The following is a 24039-nucleotide window of genomic DNA, read 5'->3' on the forward strand; positions in this document are numbered from 1 at the left end:
GGGGACTTCCTGCTGTGAAGCAGCATGCATTGCATCATTCGAAAGCGGGGAGCGGCCGGCAAGGCCACTCCCTCAAGGCTTTTCACCGGATCGCCTGTCGCCCGGTGGATCGCTTGCGGCTCGGCGTGGATCGTTACCCGCGCGCCTGATGCGTCTGCCCTTCCTCGCGGCTTGCGCGCATTTCCTCGGCATCGATAGTGGTCATTGCCCAGGTTGGCCCCTTGCCGAGCCAGTGGAGATACGCCGAGAGGCATGAGCTGGAGAGGGGGCCGGCAAGCAAGGAGAATGAAAGGCGCCCGGGGGCGTCTGCCCGAGCCGGCGTCTCGCGCGGCACGGACGCTACCCATCACCGACTTGAGTGCTCCCAGCGAATCTGTGTTGCGGGGTCACGTGTCGTTGGGCCACAGCTGGTAAGGTTTGAGCATTGCAAACGATCGGGATCGGCTTCATGACCACTTACAGAGCATCGGCCGGCCTGGACCGCGCCGCGGGGCATATCCGAATAGTTGGAGATGAAGATGGTCAGATCCTTGTTGGCCTGAAAAGCGGCAGGGTCTTCTGGTTGCCCTGAAGTACCCAACAGTCCGTCTTGACCACGGCGGCGACCTTGAAGTCTGGATACTTTTCCTGGACATCCTTGAGCGCCAGTTCGATGTTGATCGCGTTGGCGTTCAGATCGGGCCCGGTCAGCACCGCGACTTTCCGGGGGCGGGATTGGCAGGCAATGCGTTCTCGCTATCTGCAACTGTTGCCGGGTGACGGATTTCAGCTAGAAATGCTGACCGCGCGGCGGTGGGAAAGCCAGTCCTTGCGGGTGGCGATGCCGATCAATTCGGAGGTGCGGGCAAGATCGAAGGGCAGGGGCGTCATCGCCGGGCGCGCCGCAGCTCTACCTGAGCGGACCGCACACCCCCAGTCGGTCTTCCCGCGGACCGTCGTTGAACATTGAAATCCATTGGGAGGAAACCGGATGGAACCCTGTTTCGACATAGCCCATCTCGCGCATGTGGAGATGTATACCGACCGCTATGAGGAAAGCCTCGATTTCTTCGTCAATGTCTACGGCCTGACATTGGCAGGCGAGGATGAGACGTCGGCCTATCTGCGCGCCTGGGACGACTACGAGTTCCATTCGCTGAAACTGACCCGCCATACGACGACGGGGATCGGCCATGTCGCCTACCGCGCCGCCTCGCCGGCGGCGCTGGAGCGGCGTGTCAGGGCGGTCGAGGCGAGCGGCTACGAGGTGATCGGCTGGGTGGACGGCGATGCCGGCCACGGCCGCGCCTTCCGTTTCCGAGATCCCTTCGGCCATGTCTTCGAAATCTACTGGGATACGGTGAGCTACGCGCCGCCGCCGCAGGAGCGGCCGAAACTCAAGAACATCGCGCAGCGCTATCACGGCCGCGGCTGCCATCCGCGCCGGATCGACCACCTCAACCTTTTGGCCTCGGACGTTTCCGCGTTCCGCGCCTTCATGGAAACCTGCCTCGGATCGCGCGTGACCGAGTTGATCCAGCTCGACAACGGGCGTCTCGGCGGGTGCTGGTTCACTGTCAACAACAAGACCTACGACCTCGCCTGCGCCGAGGAGCACGGCGGCGGCGAGGGGCGGCTGCACCATGTCACCTATGCGACCGATACGCGCGAGGACATTCTGCGCGCCGCTGACATTTTCCTGGAGAACGGCGTTCATATCGAGACCGGGCCGCACAAACACGCCATCCAGGGCACGTTCTTCCTCTATGTCTGGGAGCCCGCCGGCAACCGCGTTGAACTGGCCAATTCCGGTGCTCGTCTGATCCTCGCACCCGACTGGGAGCCGGTCGTCTGGACCGAGGCTGACCGCCGGAAGGGACAGGCATGGGGCCTCAAGACGATCGAAACATTTCACACACACGGCACGCCGCCGGTGAAGAAGCACGGTGATGATTGATGGGTGTCCGCATCGTCCGTCGGGTGGAGGGGGAAGCAGCATTGCGGCGGCGGAAAAGAGGTTTGCCAAAGACGAGCCGAAGCGCCGGTCTTCGCTGCCGGCGAACTCGGCCTAGATAGCTACGGCATGCGCAAGCGCCTCGCCGAAAAGGGTCTCAGATATGCCTGACGATGGCATTCCCTGTCTGTGGATGCGGGGTGAACGTGAAGGGCGCCTATCTCCTCGCGGAGGAGCTTCCTGCCATGCGGTGTGGCTCGAGGAAGCTCGGGAAACAGTTGCCGGTGCGAAGCTTCGGAATACGAAGCTCGATGGTGCCTCCGCGTGTCGTTCTTCTCGCCATAGCCCGCGCCGGTCTTCACGCCGACCTCCAGCGCCATCAACTTTTCGGCGGCAAAGCCGATCACCTTCAGCAGCAAATCGGCGTCGGCACTCTTCTCAACGAGTGAGCGCAGATCCATCATGTCGTCGGTCATCGGCGGTCTTCCATCAGGCTTGAACAACCCGACCCTACCAGAAAACACTGGTGACCACCGCTAACCCGCTACACCACTCCGTGGGACATGATCGATAAAAGTAGCCACCTCACCACCGAATGGTTTCGGCATATCGGGATCCTCCCGGTCGGCGATGATCCCCAGAAACCGCTCATAACCCGACACGCCGCCAACATCCTCGGGCAGTCGAGCCCTTTCGCCACAGACGCAGTTCCGGTGTTTGGGCATAGCAGTTAGCGTTGAGAACTCCTTGACCGCTACGGTGTGCCACCAGTCATCCCGGAAATCATAGTGGTAGCTGAAAACAGCACCGTGCTCGAAGTCGAGAAAGCGGGCGTTCGATTTTCACCAAGTGCCGAGATCGCGGAGCGCGGCAAGTCTAGCTGGCCGGCTTTTGCGCCACGATCGCGTAGCGATGCTGCATTCCCCTCGCGGTGGCTTTGAAGAAACCGAAATGCTTGGCCTGCGCCTTGTGGATTTGCCGCAGGTTGGTGTCAGCCGCAACGGCTGAAAAGCCTGCCTCTTCAAGCATGCGGCGAACGGCATCGGCACGCGCACCGCCGGAGAAGTGAACGCGCGACAAGATGTTTTCATGCGCGCCAGCCATCACGGCTGACGCATGGGTCGCTTGCGCCTTTAGGATGCCGGCTCTTTCAAGGATGGCTGCGAGACGCTTTACCAGCCGCTCGGCAAGGCCCGTGTTGACGAAATCACCGTCGATGATGAGCAGCTTGCCGCCCGGCTTCAGGACACGCAGCCATTCCGCAAAACACGCCTTGGGATCGACGAGCGTCCACACAAGATGCCGCGTCACGATCACATCGTAGCTGTCGCCCGACTCCAGCGTGTTCTCCGCATCGCCGAGGTGAAAGCGGATCGCCCGGCCGCGCGACGTTGCCTTGGCACGCGCCCGTTCCAGCATGGCTTCCGACCAGTCGATGCCGGTGACGCGATAGCCTAGATCGTCCATGAGGTGGGAAATCACACCGGTGCCACTGGCAAGGTCGAGCGCCTTGGCGCCGTTGCGACGGCCGACGTGCCGCTCGATCAAGGCATGCCAAGCGGCCCGCTCTTCCTCGGAAAAGATCTCGTGGCCCGGCGACTGGTCGAAGGTGGCCGCGCGGGCCGACCAATAGGCCTTGATTTCATCCCTCAGGGTGAAATTGGCGCCTTCCGCTATCCCCTCGCTCTGCATGCGCTGCTCCTTGATTCAGGTTTGACGCTCTAAAAGATAGAACTTGACTATGAAAGTCATCAAATAATAAGTGCGGACAGTTTCCACCGGAGATGAACTATCATGCGCCCTACAGGCAAGTCCGCGATGCTGGCCGTTGGCCTTTTTGTGTCCACCGTGCTTCCCGCCTTGGCCGATCCCGCCATCGTTGAGGACGTGACGGGTCGCGAGGTCGAAGTCAACGTTCCGGTCAGGCACGTCATCCTGGGGGAAGGCCGTCAGATCTATTTCCTTGCCGCGCTCGACAAGGAGAACCCGTTCCAGCACGTGGTCGGGTGGCGTGACGACCTGCCGAAGGCGGATCCGGAATCCTATGCCGCCTATCTCGAGAAGTACCCGGACATCGCCAAACTGCCGACGTTCGGCGGCATGAAGGATGGCACGTTCGACATCGAGCAGGCGGTGGCCCTGAAGCCCGACGTCATCCTGATGAACGTCGATGCCAAGACCGCGACGGAGGAAGCCGGCTACATCGAGAAGCTCGCCAAGGTCGGCATTCCCTTGGTCTATGTAGATTTTCGCGAAAAGCCGATGGAAAACACCGAGCCGAGCATGCGCATCATGGGCACGCTGATGGGCAAGGAAAAGGTCGCCGAAGACTTCATCACGTTCCGCGCCGAAGCGATCAAGCAGGTGACGGATGTGCTGGAGAAGAATAAGCCTGCGAAGCCGCTCGTCTTCATGGAGCGGGCCGGGGGCTATTCCGACGATTGCTGCATGTCCTTCGGCAATGAGAACTTCGGTCGGATGGTCGAGCTTGCCGGCGGCACCAATCTGGCGAAGAATATCATTCCAGGCACCTTCGGTACGGTGAATCCGGAGCAAATCATCGCGTCCAATCCGGATCAGGTGATCATCACCGGCGGCATGTGGGAAGGCTATGTGCCAGGCGGGGCGTGGGTCGGCGTCGGCTATGGCGCGGATACCGCCGAAGCGCATCGCAAGCTGGAGAACCTGACAAAGCGACCGGCCTTCACCGGCATCAAGGCAGTCAAGGACGGCAATGTTCACGCCATCTGGCACCAGTTCTACAACAACCCCTACCAGTTCGTCGCGATCCAGCAGATCGCCAAGTGGCTGCATCCGGATCTCTTCAAGGATCTGGATCCGGAAGCGACCTTCAAGGAGTTGCACGCGCGCTTCCTGCCGCTCGACTACAAGGCAGGCTACTTCGTATCGCTGAAAGACAAGTAGGCCATGACTGCTGTGGCCGCAGAAGCCAAGGCAACGGGTCGCGATCAGTATCGCGCCCTTGCCTTTCGGCGCATTCTCATCCTCGCCGGTCTTGCCTGTGCACTCGCCGTGAGTATCGCGACCGACATGGCGCTGGGGCCGGCGAATTACAGCTTGTCGCAGGTGCTTTCCGCGCTATTCTCGCCCGATACGGTCGGTGACCAGCTGCGTGTCGTGATCTGGGATATCCGCATGCCGATAGCGCTGATGGCCGTCACAGTCGGTGCGTCGCTTTCCGTCGCCGGGGCGCAGATGCAGACGATTTTGTCGAACCCGCTCGCCAGCCCCTTCACCCTCGGCATTTCAGCTGCGGCCAGCTTTGGTGCGGCGTTGGGGCTTGTCGGTGGCGTGGCCATCTTTCCCGGCGCGGTTCAATATATGGTACCGGTCAACGCTTTCATCATGGCAATGGTGGCGGCACTTTTTATTCATTTTGCCTCGACACTGCGCGGCGTGACGGTCGAGACGATCGTGCTGCTCGGCATCGCGCTCGTCTTCACCTTTAATGCCGCGCTTTCGCTGCTTGAATATCTGGCTTCCGAACAGGCGCTCGCCGCCGTGGTGTTCTGGACGATGGGCAGCCTCACGAAGGCGACCTGGGACAAGGTGTTCGTCACCGCCGCCATCCTGCTAGTAACCCTGCCGTTCTTCATCCGTAGTGCCTGGGCGCTGACGGCGCTGCGACTGGGCGACGACAAGGCGGCGAGCATGGGCGTCAACGTACGGCGCCTGCGCCTTCACACCATGCTCATCGTCAGCCTGCTCGCCGCCATTCCGGTATCGTTCGTCGGCACGATAGGCTTCGTCGGCCTTGTCGGTCCGCATATCGCCCGCATGGTGGTGGGTGAGGACCAGCGCTTCTTCTTGCCGGGTGCTGTCATCTGCGGCGCGCTGCTGCTGTCGACGACCTCGGTCGTGAGCAAGGTGCTCATTCCCGGCGCTATCCTGCCGATCGGCGTCATCACCGCGTTCGTCGGCGTACCCTTCTTCTTTGTTCTGATTTTCTCGAACCGGAGGCGCGCATGGTAAGCTTGGTGCTGAAGGACGTTGGTGCCAGCTATGGCCGCACAACGGTCCTGTCCAAGGTCGCAATCGAGTTGCTGACGCCCGGCACCACGACAGCGGTGATCGGCCCCAATGCGGCGGGGAAGTCGACGCTGTTCAAGCGGATCGCCGGGCTCATCTCCGGCCCCGGCGTCGTGCAACTCTCCGAGGCGACGCGCGGCGATCGCTCGATCTGCTACATGCCGCAGGATACAGGCTCGAATGCCGTGCTGACAGTCTACGAGTCGCTGCTGCTTGCGGCCAAGCAGGACGGCGGCTGGCGTGTGCGGGACGACGAACTTTTCGAGATCGACGCAATCCTGAAGGCGCTGCGCATCGAGGACCTCGCCTTCCGCGGGCTCGATGCGCTTTCCGGCGGCCAGCGGCAGTTGGTCTCGCTCGGCCAGGCGCTGGTGCGTAAACCCGAAGTCCTGCTGATGGACGAGCCGACGTCGGCGCTCGATCTGCACCGCCAGATCGACGTGCTGGAATTCGTCTGCGCGATCGCCAGCCGCACCGGCATGATCGTCCTGATCGCGCTGCACGACCTGAACCATGCTCTACGCTATTGCACGAACACCATCGTCATCGCCAATGGAGAAATGGCTTCGAGCGGCGTGACTACGGACGTGATCACCTCGGCCATGCTGCGTGACATCTACCGCGTCGAAGCGCGCATCGAATCCTGTTCCCGTGGCCGGCCCATGATAATAGTCGACGGCGCGCTTTGATCCGCACATTCTTCTTTTTTCTCCTAACGTACTGCCACCGTCTGGAACCGCGGCAGAAGCACGCCGCCTGCTGCGCGGCGCGAGTATGGCCAACCCGGTAAAACCGATCGCGTTTTTCTGTCTGTAGAAGCGAAGCGGAGGATCGAGTTCGGGTGATTTTGCGCCAAAGCGGCGGCAGACCTGACCCAGAAGACAATGCGGCCGGTCTAGCCTCCAGGCACAATCAGGGCCCGACGCCTGTCAATCTGCCGGTCGGCGGCACTCAAGCAGCCTTGCGATCCCAACTGGCGAACGGATCCGGCAGGTTGCGCCAGAGGTCCGGCACGAAGACCGGGCTGTCGATCAGGCAGGCGTCCAGTTCAGCGCAGATCTTCGCCTCGTCCATCGGATCGGCGCCGATGAAGACGATTTCCTGCCGGCGGTCACCCCAGACAGGATCGAGATAGGGCTTCATCATGTTGAGAAAGCCGGGATCCTGCGGCCATTGCTCGCGCGAAACGGACGTCCACCAAAGGCCCATCTTTCCGGTTCGCACAAGCGCACCCGCCTGGCTGATCTCGCCGACATGGCGCGGGCGGGTCGCCAGCCAGAAGAAGCCCTTGGCGCGCACGACGCCCGGCCAGGATTTGTCGATGAAGGCCTGGAACTTCATTGGGTCGAATGGCTTCTTGGCGCGGTAGACGAAGGAGCGGATACCATATTCCTCGGTCTCCGGAATATGGTCCTTGAAGCCGTGCAGCTCCTTATACCAAAGCGGATGCGTCTCAGCCTTGGCAAAATCGAAGCGACCGGTGCCCAGGACCTCCTTCAGATCCACCTTGCCGAAGTCGGCCTCGATGAGCCTGGCATCCGGGTTCAGGCCGACAATAATCTTGCGCGCGGCATCGCGCTGTTCGGGCGTCGCCGTGGTGATCTTGTTGAGGATCACGACATCCGCAAATTCGATCTGTTCGACCAAAAGATCGACCAGTGTGCGGCTATCTCCTTCTCCTGCCGTCTCGCCGCGATCCGCCAGGAAGTCCGAGGAACTGTAGTCCTGCAAAAGGTTGGCGGCATCAACGACGGTCACCATTGTGTCCAGCTTCGAGACATCCGCAAGGCTCTGACCGTTCTCGTCACGGAAGTCGAAAGTTGCCGCAACGGGGAGTGGCTCGGCGATGCCGGTTGATTCGATCAGCAGGTAGTCGAAGCGATCCTGCTCGGCCAAGGCCCGCACCTCCTGCAGCAGATCGTCACGCAGCGTGCAACAGATGCAGCCATTGGTCATCTCGACCAGTTGCTCCTGCATGCGCGACAGGTTGGCGCCGCCGTCGCGGACCAGTGCGGCGTCGATATTGATCTCGCTCATGTCGTTGACGATCAGGGCAACGCGCATGCCGGCGCGGTTGGTGAGAATATGGTTGAGCAATGTCGTCTTTCCGGCTCCGAGGAAGCCGGAAAGGACGGTGACAGGAAGCTTCTTCACAATGAGAATCCTTTAATGAAATAACGTAACAGATCCAGGCAATGCGCAATGACCGTTTAGCCGTCAGCAGCTCAAGCTCAGTGGCACTCGCCGCATACGCCGTGGACCTCGATCGTGGTGGTTCTGATCTTGAAGCCTCTCTTTCGAGCATGGCGTACGAGGGCATCCTCGATCTTCGCATCGTGGAATTCGTTGACCTTCCCGCAGCCTTCGCAGATCTCGAATGCAGTGATCCGCGGATGGATCTGCCCATGCTTTGAATGGCAACAGACGACGAAGGCGTTCATGCTTTCCAACCGGTGGATGCGGCCAACCTCCATCAGTTTATCGAGCGCGCGATAGATCTGAAGCGGCGCCCTCAAGCCGTCATCCCGCAGACGGTCCAAGATGGTATAGGCGCTGAGCGGCTGCTCGGTCGATTGCAGCACGGAGAGCACGAGGCTCTGGTTCCTCGTCAGCTTTACATCGTGGGTATGGGCTGCCTGCAACATGCGGATCTCCGGGAGGTGCCGTTTTGAGGGTCTGCCCGGAACTGCGCTACAGTTCCGGGCAGAGGTTTCATCGCGTCAGTGAGAGGCGCCCGAACCGCCGACGGCAACGATCGAGAAGGGCTGACCTTCGACCGCGATTGTGCGCGTTTCTTTCAGCGTGTCCGCATCGACAACGCGAACGAGAGAATGGCGGGGATCGGTGACGGCGATCTGGCCATCGGCCACAGCAAGGCGCGGGCGCGGATCGCGCCAATGGCCATCCTTGCTGTAAGGCTGGGTGACCTTCGCCTTATTGACGATTGCGCCCTTGACGACATCGAGAACGTGAAGGTCTCCGTCTTCCGTCAGGATATAGGCGTTGCGCGGTTCTGCCGGATCGAGCTGAAAATCCACGCGGCGCGTCGGCAACTCGATCAGCTTGTAGGGTTGTTCGGCATCCGCGTCGATCAACACCAGCTTGTCATCGCCATAGTTGCCGAGGAAGAATTGCATCGCCTTGCCGCCGAGGAGTGTGCCCGTGTAGGTCTTCGGAAAATCGTCGGGATAGGGCAGCATCGTGAGCTTCGGCCCATCAAGTCCGCCCGGGCGCGCCACAAGAACGCCCTCCTTGCAGCCGAAGGCGACGAGGCGGGCCGAGGTCGCCTCGCCGTGAAGGTCGGTGCATCTGGCCATTTCGCCAACCTGCTCGCCCTTTTCGTCGACTACGCGAAGGCCAATACGCGGCGGCAATTCATCTGGTTTCGTTTCGATTTCTGTATTTGGGGCCGAGACGAGCACGTAGCGGCCCATCGTCACCGCCACGCCGTGATGCGGCTTGATCGTGTCGACAATCCGCTTTTCCACTTTTCCGTCGAGGATGTCGGCTTCATCGACGATTTCTGCCTTGTCGGCGCGATCGTAGAACAGGACGACATGGTCATCATGCGGCACGACGTGGCCGGGGCGCTTGCCCTCAAATGTCACGGGCAGGAGCGCGGGCTCGGAAACTTCGAGATCGCGATGTTCTCCATGATCCGAAAAATTGATGCCGGTTCTGATCGCATGAATGACATCTGCTTCCGTCTGGGCAGCAAAGACTGTCTGACCGGAGGCACTCGCCGTTAGCGATGCATATCCCTTGACGTCATAGCGGCCGAGTTCCTTACCATCCTTGAAATCGATGACGCGCACGACCGGGTTTGTATGGTCAGCCACGAACAGGCGCCAGGCCTCTTTAGTCTCATGATCTTCGTCGGCAAAGGCGCCGGGTGCAATGAAGACCAGGCTCGCTGCCACCGCAGCCAGCAAGCGGTTTCGGGTAAGAGACAGTCTCATCGGGTTCCTTCCTTCATGTTGTGATTTGTTGTGCGCGGCGGGCTATTCGGCGGCCTGCCAAACCGCACGGCATTTGGTAAAGCCGTCGCTGATGACGTCTTTGGGCAGGTCGCGGCCAATGAAGACCAGCCGGGTCACCCGATCCTCATTTTCCTTCCACGGCCGCTGGTGATCGCCTTCCAGAAGCATGTGCACGGCCTGGACGACGAAGCGGTCGTCGTCACCGGCAAACGAGATGATCCCCTTCATTCGCAGCATATCCCTTCCGAATGCCTGCACCGTCGTTTGCAGCCAGTTCAGGAACCTGCCTGGATCCATGGGCTCCCGCTCGACCAGCGAAAAGCTGGTGACATGGTCGTCATGCTCGTGCTCGTGCTCTTCGTCGAGAAAATCGGGCTCGACCTCCAGAATGCGGTCAAGATCAAACGCTTTGCGATCCAGGAGGCTTGATATGTCGATATCGCAACGCGTTGATCTGATTATGCTGGCGGTGGGATTGATCCGCCGGATGCGCTGCTCGACGGCCGCGATGTCATTGTCACTGACGAGATCGGTCTTGTTGAGGATGATCGTATCGGCGAAGGCGAGTTGTTCCTGTGCCTCATGAGCGCGGTCGATCTCGCCGAGAAGATGCTTGGCGTCGACGACGGTGATGATCGAATCCAAGCGGGTTTTCGACCTGACATCCTCGTCGACGAAGAAGGTTTGTGCCACCGGCGCCGGATCAGCGAGGCCCGTCGTCTCGATCAGGATGCCGTCGAAGCGGCCGGGGCGACGCATCAGTCCTTCGATGATCCGGATCAGGTCTCCTCGCACCGTGCAGCAGATGCAGCCGTTGTTCATCTCGAACACGTCCTCGTCCGACTCGACGATCAGGTCATTGTCGATCCCGACCTCGCCGAACTCGTTGACGATGACGGCGAACTTCTTGCCGTGCGGCTCGGTCAGAATGCGGTTGAGAAGCGTGGTTTTCCCGGCACCCAGATATCCGGTCAGTACCGTGACGGGGGTGGGTTCGATCTGAGACATGGTGGTCCTCCTGAACGATCCGCTTGAGCCAGCGGGTGTCGGCGGTTCGGTCAATGCAAATGTTATTACGTTACGTTTGCGATTGACGAACGTAATAACATTACCTATGCAGTCGCTGTCAATCCCCGAGGACGCGATGAGCAACACTTGTCTGGAATTTAGAAATCTTACGCTTGGCTACCAGGGTCACGCGGCCGTTCATCACCTGAGCGGTGGCGTGCAACGCGGTTCGCTGACCGCAGTCGTTGGCGCCAACGGGTCGGGCAAATCCACCTTGCTGAAAGGCATAGCCGGTATTTTGAAGCCGATCAGCGGTGCTTGCGTTCCGGGCTTTCGGCGCCTTGCCTATCTGGCGCAGCAATCCGAACTTGACCGGACCTTTCCAGCGCGCGTGATCGATCTCGTGTCTCTCGGTTACTGGCAGAAACGCGGCTTGCTGGGGCGCCTCACGGCCGCTGACAAGATCAGGCTTTCCACTTGCCTGGACGCGGTTGGATTGACTGGTTTTGAGAAGCGCCCCCTCGACAGCCTGTCCGGCGGGCAGATGCAGCGGGCTCTTTTTGCGCGCACCATGCTTCAGGATGCCGATCTGATCCTGCTGGACGAACCGTTCAACGCGGTCGATGCCCGCACCATTGCTGACCTTATTGTGGTGATCAAAGGCTGGGTGGCGGAAGGCCGCACAGTTCTGTGCGTGCTGCACGACTACGTGCTGGTGCGCGACCATTTTCCCGAGACCCTGCTGATCGCCCGTAAGCCTGTGGCATGGGGCGCCACCTCTGACGTCATGACATCAGAGAATTTGCGCAAGGCGCGCAGCTTTCAGGAGGCATGGGACGAAGAGGCCGGCTGGTGTGAGGATGATGCAGGCCGGGAGGGCCAAACTTGCGGCCACGACCATCACACTCACCTCCCGCGCCAACACAAGATTGCCGGCCATGTATGAGGATCTGATCGGTCCATTCCTGCGCTATGGCTTCATGCAGCGCGCGCTGTTCGGATCGCTTGTCCTTTCCGTCAGTTGCGCACCCATCGGCGTCTTCCTGATGTTGCGGCGCATGAGCCTGACGGGGGATGCGATGGCGCATGCCATTCTTCCCGGTGCGGCCGTCGGCTTCGTGCTGTTCGGGCTTCAGATCGTTCCCATGACGATCGGCGGTCTGATCGTCGGACTGCTGGTGGCGCTCGGCTCAGGCATTGTCTCGCGCTTCACCGTCCAGAAGGAGGATGCGTCGCTTGCCGCCTTCTATCTGATTTCGCTTGCGGTCGGGGTGCTGCTGGTGTCCTGGAAGGGATCGAGCGTCGATCTCATGCATGTCCTGTTCGGCTCGGTGCTGGCGCTCAATGATGCCGCGCTCACGCTGATTGTCGGCGTCGCCGTCATCACATTTTTAGCGCTGGCGGTGTTCTGGCGCGCGCTCGTCGCCGAGTGCCTCGACCCGCTTTTTCTCCGGTCCGTCAGTCGTATCGGAACGCCTGTTCACCTCATCTTCCTGACGCTTGTCGTGCTTAACCTCGTCGGCGGGTTCCAGGCGCTCGGCACGCTGCTGTCGGTCGGCCTGATGATGCTACCCGCTGCTGCCTCCCGCTTCTGGACCAACGAGGTTCGCGCGATGTGCGTCATAGCGATCGTCATCGCCGCCATCTCGTCGGTCAGCGGATTGCTGCTGTCCTATCACGCCTCTTTGCCGTCTGGCCCCGCCATCATCCTGACGGCGGGCGTCATCTACGCCGTCTCCGCCCTGGTCGGGACGCGGGGAATGCTTCCGACTGCCCTGACGTCCCGGCGTCACAAAACCGCCTGATCAACCCAAGGAGATCTCCATGTTCAACACTCTACGTTTTGCCACCTATGCCAGCCTCCTCACGCTTGGCGGCTTTGCCTCCAGCGCATCAGCTGCTGAGCTGAAGGTGGTCGCCAGCTTTTCGATCATCGCCGACTTCGCCAAGAACGTCGGCGGCGACCGCGTGGAAATCTCCACGCTGGTTGGACCGGACGGAGACGCGCATGTCTATGAACCGCGCCCGGCAGATGCTGCCGCTCTGGAAGGAGCCGATGTCGTTCTCGTCAACGGTCTTCAGTTCGAGGGCTTCATGTCACGCCTCATTGAAGCCAGCGGCACGAAAGCCTCGGTGGTCGAGGTCACCAAGGGGATCGAGCCGCTCAAGAGTGCCGAAGAAGAGCACGAGGCCGTGGAGAAGACCGAGGCTGGACATGATCACGAAGAAGCGGGTCACGATCATGGGCACGAGGGTCATCATCACGGTGAGTTCGATCCACACGCCTGGCAGTCGATCCACAATGCCGAGATCTATGTGAAGAATATCGCCGATGCCTTCTGCGAGGCCGACAAGGCCGGTTGCGCGACATATACGGCCAACTCCGAGGCCTATATTGCCAGGCTCGGTAAACTTGAGACCGAGGTGAAGGCCGCAATCGAAGCCATTCCTGCCGACAAGCGCACGGTGATCACCTCCCATGATGCCTTTGGCTATTTCGAACACGAATACGGCCTCAGGTTCATCGCGCCAGAGGGCATCTCGACGGAAGCGGAAGCCTCTGCCGCCGACGTGGCAAAATTGATCGATCAGGTGAAGCACGACAAGGCGTCGGCGATCTTCCTCGAGAACATCACCAATCCGCGTCTCATCGAGCAGATCTCGACTGAAACCGGCATCAGGATCGGCGGCACGCTGTACTCGGACGCCCTGTCCGGGCGCGAAGGCCCCGCATCCAACTATATCGATATGTTCCGCTACAACGTGAACACGATGCAGGCCGCGATCCTCGGAAGCTGAACCTATGGCTTGCCCGGCTCATGCCGGGCAAGCCCCTGATCTGACATTCAACCCATGGATTCCCAGCAGCATGATTGGCGGCCTGTTCAAGCGGTGGCGCAACTCAACCGATCCCACGGAGGATGACGTGAGACGGCTTTACGATTCCCAGCCGGTCACGCTGCTGACCGGCTTTCTTGGCTCGGGCAAGACAACTCTGCTGAATGACATCCTGGTCGATCCGGCCATGCACGGGACAGCCGTTATCGTCAACGAGTTCGGAACCGTCCCGATCGATCACGATCTCGTCCGCAAGGGCTCCGAAACCTATTTCCGTACGACGACCGGCTGCATCTGCTGCACGGCGACAAGCGATATCAGAAGCTCCTTGTCAGAGCTTCACGAGGCGCGGCTTCGTGGCGAAATACCGCCTGTCTCACGGGTCGTGATCGAGACGACCGGACTGGCCGATCCTGCTCCCATCATCAACAGCATTATCCCCGGCGGATCACCTGCCATGGGGCTGAGAGATCACGTGGTCGCGCGGCATTTTCATCTCGCCCGCGTCGTGACGGCTTTCGACGTGGTCAACGGGCGTGCAACCCTCACTAGCTTCATGGAAGGCTGGAAACAGCTCGCCTTTGCCGACCATGTGGTCCTGACCAAGACAGATATCGCAGATCCGGCCCACGACTGGCCAGATGAGCTGAGGGCTCTCAATCCTGCGGCAGTCTACCATGATCGCCATCGACAGGATTTCAATCTGTCCGGGCTATTCGGTGACGGCGCCTATTCCGTCACGGGCAAGGCCGAGGAGGTGCCTGCCTGGCTGGCCATGGAGAGGCTCGGGGCTCACGGCGATCACGCCCACGACCCCAACCGGCATGGGGATGAAATCGAGGCGATCAGCCTGAGCCACGATGTCCCCCTCTCGCCCCAGGCCGTCGAGACCTTTCTGCATATCGTGACGACAGACATCGGCTCCGGTCTTCTGCGCCTGAAGGGTCTGTTCGCGCTCGCCGACGACCCAACCCGTCCGCTGGTCGCCCACGCGGTGCAGCACCGGCTCTATCCGCTTCAGCGCCTGGAACATTGGCCGGACGAAGATCACAGCAGCCGCGTGGTCCTCATCGGTCAGGACATGCCGGCCAAACCGCTTCGGGATCTCTTCGAAGTACTGGCTCCGCGCGCGGCAAGAAAGAGGCGAGGTGCGGCATGAGCGAGGCCTTCGTCAACCCGTTGGCACGGAATGGTCCCTCGGTCATCAACAGTGCCCGCGCGATCAAATCCTGGGTCCGCAAGCTGCTCACGCTGCCGGACGAGGCTGTTGTCTCGGTCAATGAACTTGCCTGCCACGTGCCGGGTTGCCCTCCGAAGGAGACCGTGATCCTGGTGATGCAGGGCACGGAGACGGTCCAGGCGTCGGTTCACAAGCCAATGAAGGGCGTGACGGAGGATGATATAGCTTATGCTTTTCTCGCTGCCTCCGGGCGCGATCTTGCCGAAAACGTCTCGATGCGGTTCATCGATCTGGGAGGCGCTGGTGGAAAAGCCACTTGAGGTCGTTCGCTGCGTCTCCAAGTCGGGCCTTGACCAGGCACCAGCTTCTCCATTAACTGGCCGCGACGGTTCCCCTACCCATGAGGCGGAGGGGAATAATAGGGAACACGGTGCGGACGACCCGCATGGGACCAAAGCCGTGGCTGCCCCCGCAACTGTAAGCGGATTGCCGTCCATCCTTGTGGCGCATAGCGCCATGCCACTGTGCGAGCAGCACGGGAAGGCAGATGGACGGCGGATATCCGTGAGCCAGGAGACCTGCCGTCACATATCGATCCATCGTCACGGGCGGGGAAGCCCGGAACAGGAGTATGCAATGAAGATCACCAGCGCCTCGCGGCGTGGACCGACGCTGCCTTTCCCCAGACCTGTCGATTGTTCGATCGTGCGGACGGCCTGACCGTCCCTTCGTTTCGCCCTGCCGACTTGCGCGGCTTTCAATCCATATTTGGGACAGATCATGACATCGCTTTTCAAAACGCCGCTTCGCGCGGGTTTGCTGTTCGCATCACTGGCGGCCGCCTCCTTTGCCAGTGCCGCGCAGGCTGCCGAGACCACCTATCCGTTGACACTGGAAAACTGCGGTCGCCAGATCACTATCGAGAAGGCACCGACACAGACCGTGTCGATCGGCCAAAGCAGCACCGAAATCCTCTATCTGCTCGGCCTTGCCGACAAGGTCGCGGGCACCGCGCTATGGGTTGGTCCCGTCTTAAAGGGTTATGAGGAAGTCAATGCCAGGATCGACCGCCTGGCCGACAACGATCCGAGCTTCGAAAGCGTGCTTGCCAAGAAGCCTGACATCATTACCGTTCAGTTCCAGTGGCAGGTCGGCCCGGAGGGTGTCGTCGCCAAGCCCGAGCAGTTTGAGGAACTGGGTATTCCCGTCTATACTTCTCCGTCCGATTGCACCGGGAAGGAGAACTCCGCCGCCAGCGACGGTGTGCGTCATCAGGTCTTCACCATGGACCTCGTCTATCAGGAGATCCGCGAACTGGCGCAGATCTACAACGTCCAGGACAAGGGCGAGGAGGTCGTCGCCGATCTGAAGAAGCGCGAACAGGCGGCCCGCGCCAAGGTGGCGTCGGCCGAGGGCAAGCTGTCGGCCGTCTTCTGGTTCTCCAGCGCCGCGGACGCCGATCCGTATGTCGCGGGAAAGAACGGGGCGCCGGGCTACATCATGTCGGCGCTCGGCATTGAAAACATCATCAAGACCGACGACGAATGGCCGACAGTCGGGTGGGAAACGATCGCAAAGGCCAACCCGACGATCATTGTCGCGGGTTCCATGGAACGCCGCCGCTATCCGCTGGACAGCCTGGAGGCCAAGCTCGATTTCCTGAAGACCGATCCCGTCGCCAGCCTCATGCCGGCGGTGAAGAACGGCCATGTCTTCAACATGGACGCTCAGGCCATGAACCCGACGATCCGCACGATCGAGGGCATCGAGGCGTTGGCAGACGCCATCGCCGAAGCCGGCCTTGCCCAGTGAGCCGGACGCTGACATCGATCGGACGAACGGGGGCGGCATTCGCCGCGCTCGCCATTCTGCTGATCGCACTCTGGCTAGGAGCGGCGATCGGTGAAACGGCCATACCGTTCTCGACCGTGGCACAGACGGTGGCAAACCGGCTCTGGAACGCGGGCTATCCGCTGGAGCCGATCGACGAAGGCATCATCTGGAGCTATCGCCTCAGCCGTGCCGTGGTCGCCGCCTCTTGCGGCGCGGCGCTGGCGCTTTCCGGTGCCGTGCTACAATCGCTGCTGCGCAATCCACTGGCCGATCCCTATATTCTCGGCATCTCGGCGGGCGCTTCGACGGGTGCTGTCAGCGTTGCCATCCTCGGGTTCGGCGCTGGGATGTTGACCATGCCGCTCGGCGCCTTCCTCGGCGCGCTCATCGCCTTCGTGCTGGTCAGTGTGCTGGCGGTGAAGGCGGGGCGCGGTACGGCGGCGATCATCCTGGCAGGCGTCGCAGGTTCGCAACTCTTCAACGCGCTCACATCCTTCATCGTTACCAAGGCGGCGACGGCCGAGCAAGCCCGCGGCATCATGTTCTGGCTGCTCGGAAACCTATCGGGCGTGCGCTGGCCGGATGCCTGGCTGGCGGTGCCGGCAGCGCTCGTCGGCCTCGCCGTCTGCCTCTGGCACGCCCGCGCGCTCGACGCCTTCACCTTCGGCCAGGAATCGGCCGCCTCGCTCGGCATCTCGGTGAGGCGCACCTATCTGGCCCTCGTCGGCGTCTCGGCGATGATGACGGCCGTCATGGTCTCGATCGTGGGATCGATCGGCTTCGTCGGGCTCGTCATTCCCCATGCCGCGCGGATGCTGGTCGGCGTGCGGCACGGTGTCCTGCTTCCCGCCGCCGCGTTGATCGGCGCGGTCTTCATGATTATCGCGGACATCCTGTCGCGTACGCTGATCCCCGGCCAGGTGCTGCCGATCGGCGTGATCACCGCACTCGTCGGCGCGCCTGCCTTCGCACTCATTCTCGGACAAAGGAGGGCGCGGGCATGACGCTTTCAGCCGATCACGTTTCCTGGTCCGCCGGCGGCGCGGATATCTTGAAGGGCGTGTCACTCACCGTCGAGACCGGCGAATTCCTTGGCATCATCGGTCCGAACGGATCGGGCAAGACGAGCCTGATGTCGCTGCTTGCAGGCATCCGCAAACCGAAGTCGGGCGCGGTCCTCATGGACGGTACGCCGATCGGGGAGCTTGGTAGGCGTGCCGTGGCGCAGCGTCTGGCTTTCGTCGAGCAGCAGGCGGAGACAGGGGAGCGGATCACGGCGCGGCAAGCGGTCGAACTCGGCCGCACTCCCTATCTAGGACCTTTGTCGCCGTGGACGTCGCAGGATGACAGTATAGTCGACGCGGCTCTCGAAAACGTCGATATGACACACCTCGCCGAAAGGTTCTGGCACACGCTTTCGGGTGGCGAACGGCAGCGCCTGCACATCGCTCGGGCGCTTGCGCAGCAACCCAAGATCCTGTTGCTCGACGAGCCGACCAATCATCTCGACATCGGTCACCAGATCAGTCTTCTCGATCTGGTCCAGCGCCAGGATCTGACAGTGGTGGCGGCACTGCACGATCTCAATCACGCCGCCATGTTCTGCGACCGCATCGCCGTCATGCAGGGCGGTTGTCTCGTGGCTCTCGGCCAGCCGCGGGAGGTGCTGACAGAGGCACGGATACGAGACGTGTTCGGCGTTAATGTCGATATCGAGCAGGACAGCGGCGGCATCTGCCACATCCGCTTCCTGACGCGACGTTCGCAAGGCAGGACCAACCTCGCACGACCGGCACCTCTATCCGTGATGGGGGCTTGAACCAATGGACATGCGCAACCACGACCTCAAGGAAGACATCCGGGAGTACTGGTCGAAACGGTCCGCGACCTTCGATCTGGCGTTCGGGCACCGCATCCCGCCGGGTCCGGAACTGGAGGCCTGGGCGGCAGCCGTGCGCGACGCGATCGGGCCGGAGCCCAAAAGGGTGCTGGAGCTTGCCTGCGGCACGGGAGAGGTGACGAATGTCCTGCTCTCGCTTGGCCATGAGGTGACGGCGCTCGATTTTTCCGAAGCTATGCTCGGCGTGGCGCGAACGAAGCACGCAGGCAACACACGCGTTCGGTTTGTGCTTGCCGATGCCGAGCGCACGATGGAACCCGACGAAGCCTATGATGCGGTGATCTGCCGGCATCTGGTCTGGACACTGACGGAGCCGGAACAGGCGTTGGCCGACTGGATCCGGGTGTTGAAGCCGGGCGGCAGGCTGCTCGTCTTTGATGGCGATTGGACGCAACCAACGCGTATGGGCCGGCTCGCGGGCCTTGCTGTCCGCCTGATCGAGCGCCTTATCGGACATGATCCCTACTATGACGGCGCCATGAGCGAGAAGCACGCCGATATCATGAGGCGACTTCCGTTTAGCGACGGGCTGACGGCTGAGCGCCTCGAACCGCTGGTGCGAGAGGCGGGTTTCGTGAACATCGCCTTCCCATCCCATCGGTCGATCGCCATGGCTCAGCGCAAGGATGCTGATCTCAGAAACAGATTGCGCACCCTGTTCTACCGGCGGTTCGTCCTTGTGGCATCCCGCCCTGTCGATGTGGCCTCATGACAGCGCGGCCGATCAGACCGTTCAAAGGATTTCAACGGTGAAGAACAGTTTCGTATCATCTCTTCCAGCCGCCCTGGTCGCCCTGTCGATAACGGTCCCTTCAACTGGCTTGGCTCAGGAAACAGTTTACCCGTTGACGATCGAGAATTGCGGTCGGCAGCTTACCTTTTACAAGGCGCCCTCGCGCGCCTTCGCCGACGGGCAAAATTCAGCGGAAGTGTTCTACCTGTTGGGCCTTGGCGACAAGGTTGCCGGCACAGCACTCTGGATTGGGCCGGTGCTGGAAGGTTTTGAAAAGGTGGACGCACGGGTTCCCCGTATTGCCGAGCTTGATCCGAGCTTCGAGGGTATTCTGGCGACAAAACCAGATTTTGTCGCGACGCAGTTCCAGTGGCAGATCGGTCCGGAAGGCGTGGTGGCCAGGGTCGAGCAGTTCGAGGAATTGAGTATCCCAGTCTACACAGCACCGGCTGATTGCCACTTGAAGGGTAAGAATGCGGATGGCGCCGAGCCGCCAAAGTTCTCAATGGATCTGATTTATCGGGAAATCGACGAGATCGCGCGCATCTTCAATGTTGCCGACCGGGGCAGGACGGTCATTGGTGAGATGAAGGCGCGTGAGCAGGCAGTGAAAGCGCGGGTAGTAGCGCTGAAGGGTGATGTATCTGCGCTCTTCTGGTATTCCAGCGCCAAGCTCAATGCGGACCCGTATGTGGCGGGCGAGGGCGGTGTTCCGGCATATCTCATGGCAGAGCTAGGAATTCGAAATGTTGTCGACAGCAACGAGGAGTGGCCGACCGTCGGCTGGGAAACCGTTGCCAAAGCGAACCCGACAATCATTATAGCCGGTGACATGACAAGACGGCGCTTCGAGGGGGACGACATTGCGGTCAAGCTCGATTTCCTCAGGCATGATCCGGTTGCCAGTGTCATGAAGGCTGCGCGGCAGGGGCAGATTGTCGAGATGAGTGTCCAACTCATGGATCCGACTGTCAGAACCATCCGTGGATTGGAGGTTCTTGCAGATGCGCTGGAGAGGTACGAATTCGTCCGGTAAACCATCGCGTCTTACTGCCATCAATGGATTATTATAAGTTCCATTGTTGCGATCACCTGCTTGATAGGACTACGGGTCGTCTGTTCATATCCCTTCAAGACCGTCCTCGGCCGCTTTCTCAAGGTGGTGTTGTCGGGCGCCGTCGCTATTGGCAGCCACAACGCATCCAGGCGTTCTTGATGGCGTTTCCCTTCAAACTCCAACCACTCGTCAGTGGATAGCCCCTTTCCAGTTTGCTACATCGCCGGTGGCGACTCTGCGCCACGACGAGGCGCCCGACGAGGTGATGAACACGCCGTCGATCGGCGAGAGTCAGTTGCTGATAGCATCGCGACATGCCGAAATCTCAAAGTGAAGCCTTTGAAATCATTGGCATGTCTCACTTGAAAAGTGAATGTACCCATTCTGAATAGCGTTGGTGCATAAATGAGTTCGCAATCGGATTCTGACCTTTGAAAGCAGTAGCTATGGCGTACCGGACGGATTTCGGGCGTGCGCATGCCAGCATGCGATTGAGTGCGACGCAGCCGAGGCAACTTCGGTCTGCTACGCGCCAGAGGAACGAGCGCTTAGCCTGTGATCGATGATTGATTTGTATCGGCCGATAGCGCTTTCGACCAATCAACGTTTGCGGTAGCCTGGGCCGAAGAGGTGTACCTCGTTAAATAGTGTCCGTTACCCGGGCGGTTCAGAACTTGACCATTTTCCATGACCACCGAACCCCGCAGCATTGTGGCGATCGGCCAGCCAGTGACTTCAAAGCCTTCCCAGGGCGTGTAGTCGCTGCCGTGGTGCAGGGTCTCCTGACGGATGGTCTCCTTGCGATTTGGATCCCACAGGACGAGATCGGCGTCGCTGCCGACCGCGATCGTGCCCTTGCGGGGATAGAGGCCGTAGGTTCGCGCATGATTGGTCGCCGTCAGTGCCACAAATTTCTCAAGACTGATGCGGCCCTTGCTCACCCCTTCGGAGAACAGGATGGCCAGCCGTGTCTCGACGCCGGGAATGCCGTTGGGCACCCAGCGGAACGACGTTCTGGCCTTCGGCGTATCCTTGCCGCGGCCGTCTTCGTCCTGAAAGAAGAAGGGGCAATGATCCGAGGAGAACAGTTCCAGCGTGCCGTCCACAAGACCCTGCCATATGGCGGCCTGGCTTTCGGCGTCCCTCGGCGGTGGCGAGCAGACATATTTGGCGCCTTCGAAACCCATGTTGAGGTCGCGTAGATCGTCTGCCGTCAGGGTGATGTATTGCGGACACGTCTCCGCCGACACCTTGAGGCCACGCGCCCTTGCCCAGCGGATCTGCTCGAGTGCTTCGCGGCCCGAAACGTGGACGATGACGATCGGGATGCCGGTGATCTCGGCATGGCTGATCGCCCGATGCGTGGCTTCCCGCTCCACGATCTCCGGCCGCGAGAGCGCGTGGTAATAGGGCGCGACATGACCCTCGCGCTCCAGCTTTTCCGAGAGGAAGCGAATGGCATCGTAGCCTTCGGCGTGTACCATGACGGTGGCGCCATGCGCGCCGGCGACCGCGAAGACCTCAAGCAATTGCCGGTCGTTCAACACAAGGTCGTCATAGGTCATGAAGACCTTGAAGGAGCTGTATCCTGCCTCGATCAGCGCCGGCAGTTCCTGCCCGAGGACCTGCGGTGTGGGGTCCGAGATGATCAGGTGGAAGCTCACGTCGACGTGGCACTTCCCGTCGGCCTGCGCATGATATTCGGCGACGGCCTCGCGTAGCGACTGGCCCTTCTTCTGCAGCGCGAAGGCAAGCACGGTCGTCGTTCCGCCGGCCGCCGCCGACCGGGTGCCGCTCTCGAAATCGTCGGCCATCACCGAGGCGTCGGACGATGGCTGCGACAGATGCACGTGGCTGTCGATGCCGCCCGGCAGGACCAGCAGGCCGGATGCGTCTATCAGTTCGTCGGCGCCGGAAAGTTCGGCGGCAAGCGCGGTGATGCGCCCGTCCTTGATTCCGATATCGGCGATGTAACGATCCGCCGCGGTGACGATCATGCCGCCCTTGACGATTGTGTCGAATGCCATCATTGGGAAATTCCTCTTCAATTCGCTGCGCGCAGCATCAGTCCGAGACGCTTCAGCGCCGTCGTAACCGGATCGATGATCGGCGGGGCGAAACGGAGGTCGAGGCGGCGCGCGGCCGCTGAAAGCGGGCCGCCGGCAACCAGCACGGCCTTTGCGCCGTCCTCGGCCATCACCTGGCTGATCAGCCGGCCGAGTTCCCGGTCGAGCCTGTCGGCATCCGCCATGACTTCGGCGGGCACGCCGGGCGTCAATCGGATCGACCGCAACTGACGACAGACGCCCAGCCCTTCGACCTGCCGCCGGATCGACGTTTCAAGCTCCGGCGTCGTGGTGACGATGGAAAAGGGGCGACCGCCGGCGGAGGCTTCTGCGATCGCGGATTCGCCGATCCCGACCACGGGCACGGGAGCGCGCAGCCTGAGTGCTGCAAGACCCGGATCACCGAAAGCACCAATCACGATGGCATCGGCGGGCCAGCCCGTCTCCGCCATCCTGTCAGCGAAGGCGTCAACAGCGAGGCTGGCCGTATCGAGGTCCGGCGGATTGATAATGATCGGCGCTCCGAAGTCGGCTGTGCGGCCTTCGACGTCCGCCCAGTTCCGGGCGGTTTCGTGCGCGATGGCGACCATTTCGGCCGTCGTGGTGGAACTCGTATTCGGGTTGAACAGAACAACAAGGCTTTTCATGGGGTATTGGGCATAGTTCTGGAAGTCAGTCCCGCAGGCACGGCTGTCAGGCCCGCGCCGATCGCCGGCCTGTGTTCTATCCAGGCGGCCAGTGGCGGAAAAAGTCCCTCGGCGGATTTGGGGCCCGGCCGGGCGAAGCGTCCGGCGCTTGCGGCACGGGGTTTTAGCCGTGCGAGGGTCTGGGCCTGGCTCACGGCGGCGGCCAGCGGATCGACGAGAGGTACGGAGACGCGGTGTGCGATGCGCTGCGCCAGGCCGGTCAGCGGCGCGCCCGCGAGGATCAGCACGTCTGCGCCGTGTTCCCTGACCGTATTTTCGGCAAGCGCGACAATCTCGTTCTCAAGCTCGTACTGCACAGTCGAGACGGACTGGAAGCTGACATCCGGCACGCGAATGGCGGCGCAGCGATGGTTCAGCCCTGTTACGGCGACTGCGTCCTCGTACCACGCGACCAGCGTGCGCGAGAAGGTGAGCATGGCAAAGCGCTCGCCCAGCATGCAGGAGGTCAGCATGGCCGATTCTGCCATGGCAGTGATCGGCAGCTCGAAGAGTTCGCGCGCTGCGATCAGGCTCGGATCGCCGAATGCTGCAATGACGGCTGCGTCACAGCCGTGATGATGCTCGGCCAGCATTTCGAGCGTTATGCCGCCGGCGATCATGGCTTCGGCCCGGCTGGCGATATAGGGAAAGCCGCGCGTCGCGGTGAACGCGACGAGTTCGGTATCGGGTGCCAGCACTGACTGGGCTGTGGCCACCATGCGTTCCGTCATTTCCACCGAAGTGTTCGGATTGATCAGCAATATCTTCAAGGTCG

23 protein-coding genes, 3 pseudogenes and 1 riboswitch are annotated in these 24039 nt (G+C 61.2%); of the genes and pseudogenes, 14 read left to right on the top strand and 12 right to left on the bottom strand.

The genetic code is table 11. The features are described 5' to 3' along the window. Window positions 1-522: 522 nt before the first annotated feature. Window positions 523-693 carry a hypothetical protein gene (locus tag HV823_RS25535; protein ID WP_176952498.1) on the bottom strand — a complete coding sequence of 57 codons (171 nt, stop codon included), beginning with the start codon at window positions 691-693 and terminating at the stop codon, window positions 523-525. A gap of 277 nt (window positions 694-970) precedes the next feature. On the opposite strand from HV823_RS25535, the gene HV823_RS25540 reads away from it, so the two are divergent. Next, a complete protein-coding gene (locus HV823_RS25540) occupies window positions 971-1936 on the top strand; it encodes a VOC family protein (protein WP_176952499.1) in 966 nt (321 codons plus the stop codon). A gap of 238 nt (window positions 1937-2174) precedes the next feature. Here HV823_RS25540 and HV823_RS25545 read toward each other — a convergent pair. The 3 genes and pseudogenes from HV823_RS25545 to HV823_RS25555 form a co-directional block, all read right to left on the bottom strand. Further along, window positions 2175-2409: pseudogene (locus HV823_RS25545) on the bottom strand (IS256 family transposase); the annotation flags it as partial. A gap of 60 nt (window positions 2410-2469) precedes the next feature. Continuing rightward, window positions 2470-2688, bottom strand: a pseudogene (locus tag HV823_RS25550) (IS1096 element passenger TnpR family protein); the annotation flags it as partial. A 121-nt stretch (window positions 2689-2809) separates the two neighbouring features. Then, entirely contained in the window at window positions 2810-3625 is an 816-nt protein-coding gene (locus tag HV823_RS25555) for a class I SAM-dependent methyltransferase (protein WP_176952500.1), read from the bottom strand. A 102-nt stretch (window positions 3626-3727) separates the two neighbouring features. Between HV823_RS25555 and HV823_RS25560 the strand changes: the two genes are divergently transcribed. The 3 genes from HV823_RS25560 to HV823_RS25570 are packed head-to-tail and all read left to right on the top strand — an operon-like array spanning window position 3728 to window position 6672. Then, a complete protein-coding gene (locus tag HV823_RS25560; protein ID WP_176952501.1) occupies window positions 3728-4858 on the top strand; it encodes an ABC transporter substrate-binding protein in 1131 nt (376 codons plus the stop codon). Window positions 4859-4861: 3 nt separating this feature from the next. Beyond that, a complete protein-coding gene (locus HV823_RS25565) occupies window positions 4862-5926 on the top strand; it encodes a FecCD family ABC transporter permease (protein WP_176952502.1) in 1065 nt (354 codons plus the stop codon). Beyond that, window positions 5920-6672, top strand: coding sequence for an ABC transporter ATP-binding protein (locus HV823_RS25570; protein ID WP_176952503.1), 753 nt, complete (start codon window positions 5920-5922; stop codon window positions 6670-6672). The genes HV823_RS25565 and HV823_RS25570 overlap by 7 nt, the downstream gene beginning before the upstream one ends. A 262-nt stretch (window positions 6673-6934) precedes the next feature. Here HV823_RS25570 and HV823_RS25575 read toward each other — a convergent pair whose 3' ends face one another. From HV823_RS25575 to HV823_RS25590, 4 genes are all read right to left on the bottom strand, one after another. Continuing rightward, entirely contained in the window at window positions 6935-8140 is a 1206-nt protein-coding gene (locus HV823_RS25575; RefSeq protein WP_176952524.1) for a GTP-binding protein, read from the bottom strand. A gap of 74 nt (window positions 8141-8214) precedes the next feature. Beyond that, window positions 8215-8628, bottom strand: a complete 414-nt coding sequence (locus HV823_RS25580; RefSeq protein ID WP_176952504.1) for a Fur family transcriptional regulator — start codon at window positions 8626-8628, stop codon at window positions 8215-8217. Between the two features lie 75 nt (window positions 8629-8703). Further along, complete coding sequence (aztD, locus tag HV823_RS25585) at window positions 8704-9942, bottom strand: zinc metallochaperone AztD (RefSeq protein WP_176952505.1); 1239 nt, start codon at window positions 9940-9942, stop codon at window positions 8704-8706. Between the two features lie 42 nt (window positions 9943-9984). Beyond that, a complete protein-coding gene (locus HV823_RS25590) occupies window positions 9985-10971 on the bottom strand; it encodes a CobW family GTP-binding protein (protein WP_176952506.1) in 987 nt (328 codons plus the stop codon). A gap of 136 nt (window positions 10972-11107) precedes the next feature. Here HV823_RS25590 and aztA point away from each other — a divergent pair, with 136 nt between their 5' ends. From aztA to HV823_RS25640, 10 genes are all read left to right on the top strand, one after another. Next, on the top strand, window positions 11108-11917 hold the full coding sequence (gene aztA, locus HV823_RS25595) for a zinc ABC transporter ATP-binding protein AztA (protein WP_176952525.1): 810 nt from the start codon (window positions 11108-11110) through the stop codon (window positions 11915-11917). Then, window positions 11910-12776 carry a zinc ABC transporter permease AztB gene (aztB, locus tag HV823_RS25600; RefSeq protein WP_176952507.1) on the top strand — a complete coding sequence of 289 codons (867 nt, stop codon included), beginning with the start codon at window positions 11910-11912 and terminating at the stop codon, window positions 12774-12776. The genes aztA and aztB overlap by 8 nt, the downstream gene beginning before the upstream one ends. Before the next feature lie 19 nt (window positions 12777-12795). Then, a complete protein-coding gene (gene aztC, locus HV823_RS25605; protein WP_176952508.1) occupies window positions 12796-13770 on the top strand; it encodes a zinc ABC transporter substrate-binding protein AztC in 975 nt (324 codons plus the stop codon). A gap of 127 nt (window positions 13771-13897) precedes the next feature. Further along, window positions 13898-14968 (top strand): CobW family GTP-binding protein, encoded by a 1071-nt coding sequence (locus HV823_RS25610; protein WP_343052083.1) that lies wholly within the window; start codon window positions 13898-13900, stop codon window positions 14966-14968. Then, a complete protein-coding gene (locus HV823_RS25615; RefSeq protein ID WP_246301994.1) occupies window positions 14965-15309 on the top strand; it encodes a hypothetical protein in 345 nt (114 codons plus the stop codon). The genes HV823_RS25610 and HV823_RS25615 overlap by 4 nt, the downstream gene beginning before the upstream one ends. Before the next feature lie 49 nt (window positions 15310-15358). Then, a riboswitch (cobalamin riboswitch) is annotated at window positions 15359-15589 on the top strand. A gap of 180 nt (window positions 15590-15769) precedes the next feature. Beyond that, window positions 15770-16801, top strand: coding sequence for an ABC transporter substrate-binding protein (locus HV823_RS25620; protein ID WP_176952510.1), 1032 nt, complete (start codon window positions 15770-15772; stop codon window positions 16799-16801). Beyond that, on the top strand, window positions 16798-17826 hold the full coding sequence (locus tag HV823_RS25625; RefSeq protein ID WP_176952511.1) for an iron chelate uptake ABC transporter family permease subunit: 1029 nt from the start codon (window positions 16798-16800) through the stop codon (window positions 17824-17826). Before HV823_RS25620 ends, HV823_RS25625 begins: the two co-directional genes overlap by 4 nt. Further along, the gene (locus HV823_RS25630) at window positions 17823-18641 is read left to right on the top strand and encodes an ABC transporter ATP-binding protein (protein ID WP_176952512.1); all 819 of its coding nucleotides are present in this window, start codon (window positions 17823-17825) and stop codon (window positions 18639-18641) included. The genes HV823_RS25625 and HV823_RS25630 overlap by 4 nt, the downstream gene beginning before the upstream one ends. Before the next feature lie 4 nt (window positions 18642-18645). Next, entirely contained in the window at window positions 18646-19434 is a 789-nt protein-coding gene (locus HV823_RS25635; RefSeq protein WP_176952513.1) for a class I SAM-dependent methyltransferase, read from the top strand. A gap of 28 nt (window positions 19435-19462) precedes the next feature. Beyond that, entirely contained in the window at window positions 19463-20491 is a 1029-nt protein-coding gene (locus HV823_RS25640; protein ID WP_425487704.1) for an ABC transporter substrate-binding protein, read from the top strand. A gap of 475 nt (window positions 20492-20966) precedes the next feature. Here HV823_RS25640 and HV823_RS26925 read toward each other — a convergent pair. The 4 genes and pseudogenes from HV823_RS26925 to HV823_RS25655 all read right to left on the bottom strand — a co-directional run. Beyond that, window positions 20967-21112 (bottom strand): annotated as a pseudogene (locus HV823_RS26925) (IS5/IS1182 family transposase); the annotation flags it as partial. After that, window positions 21061-22542, bottom strand: a complete 1482-nt coding sequence (gene hydA, locus HV823_RS25645) for a dihydropyrimidinase (RefSeq protein ID WP_176952514.1) — start codon at window positions 22540-22542, stop codon at window positions 21061-21063. The pseudogene HV823_RS26925 and the gene hydA, both read right to left, overlap by 52 nt. 14 nt (window positions 22543-22556) lie before the next feature. Continuing rightward, the gene (locus HV823_RS25650) at window positions 22557-23225 is read right to left on the bottom strand and encodes an aspartate/glutamate racemase family protein (RefSeq protein ID WP_176952515.1); all 669 of its coding nucleotides are present in this window, start codon (window positions 23223-23225) and stop codon (window positions 22557-22559) included. Continuing rightward, a complete protein-coding gene (locus HV823_RS25655; RefSeq protein WP_176952516.1) occupies window positions 23222-24034 on the bottom strand; it encodes an aspartate/glutamate racemase family protein in 813 nt (270 codons plus the stop codon). Before HV823_RS25655 ends, HV823_RS25650 begins: the two co-directional genes overlap by 4 nt. Between the last annotated feature and the right edge of the window lie 5 nt (window positions 24035-24039).

Source organism: Mycoplana rhizolycopersici (assembly GCF_013378445.1).
Taxonomy (GTDB): Bacteria; Pseudomonadota; Alphaproteobacteria; order Rhizobiales; family Rhizobiaceae; genus Mycoplana; species Mycoplana rhizolycopersici.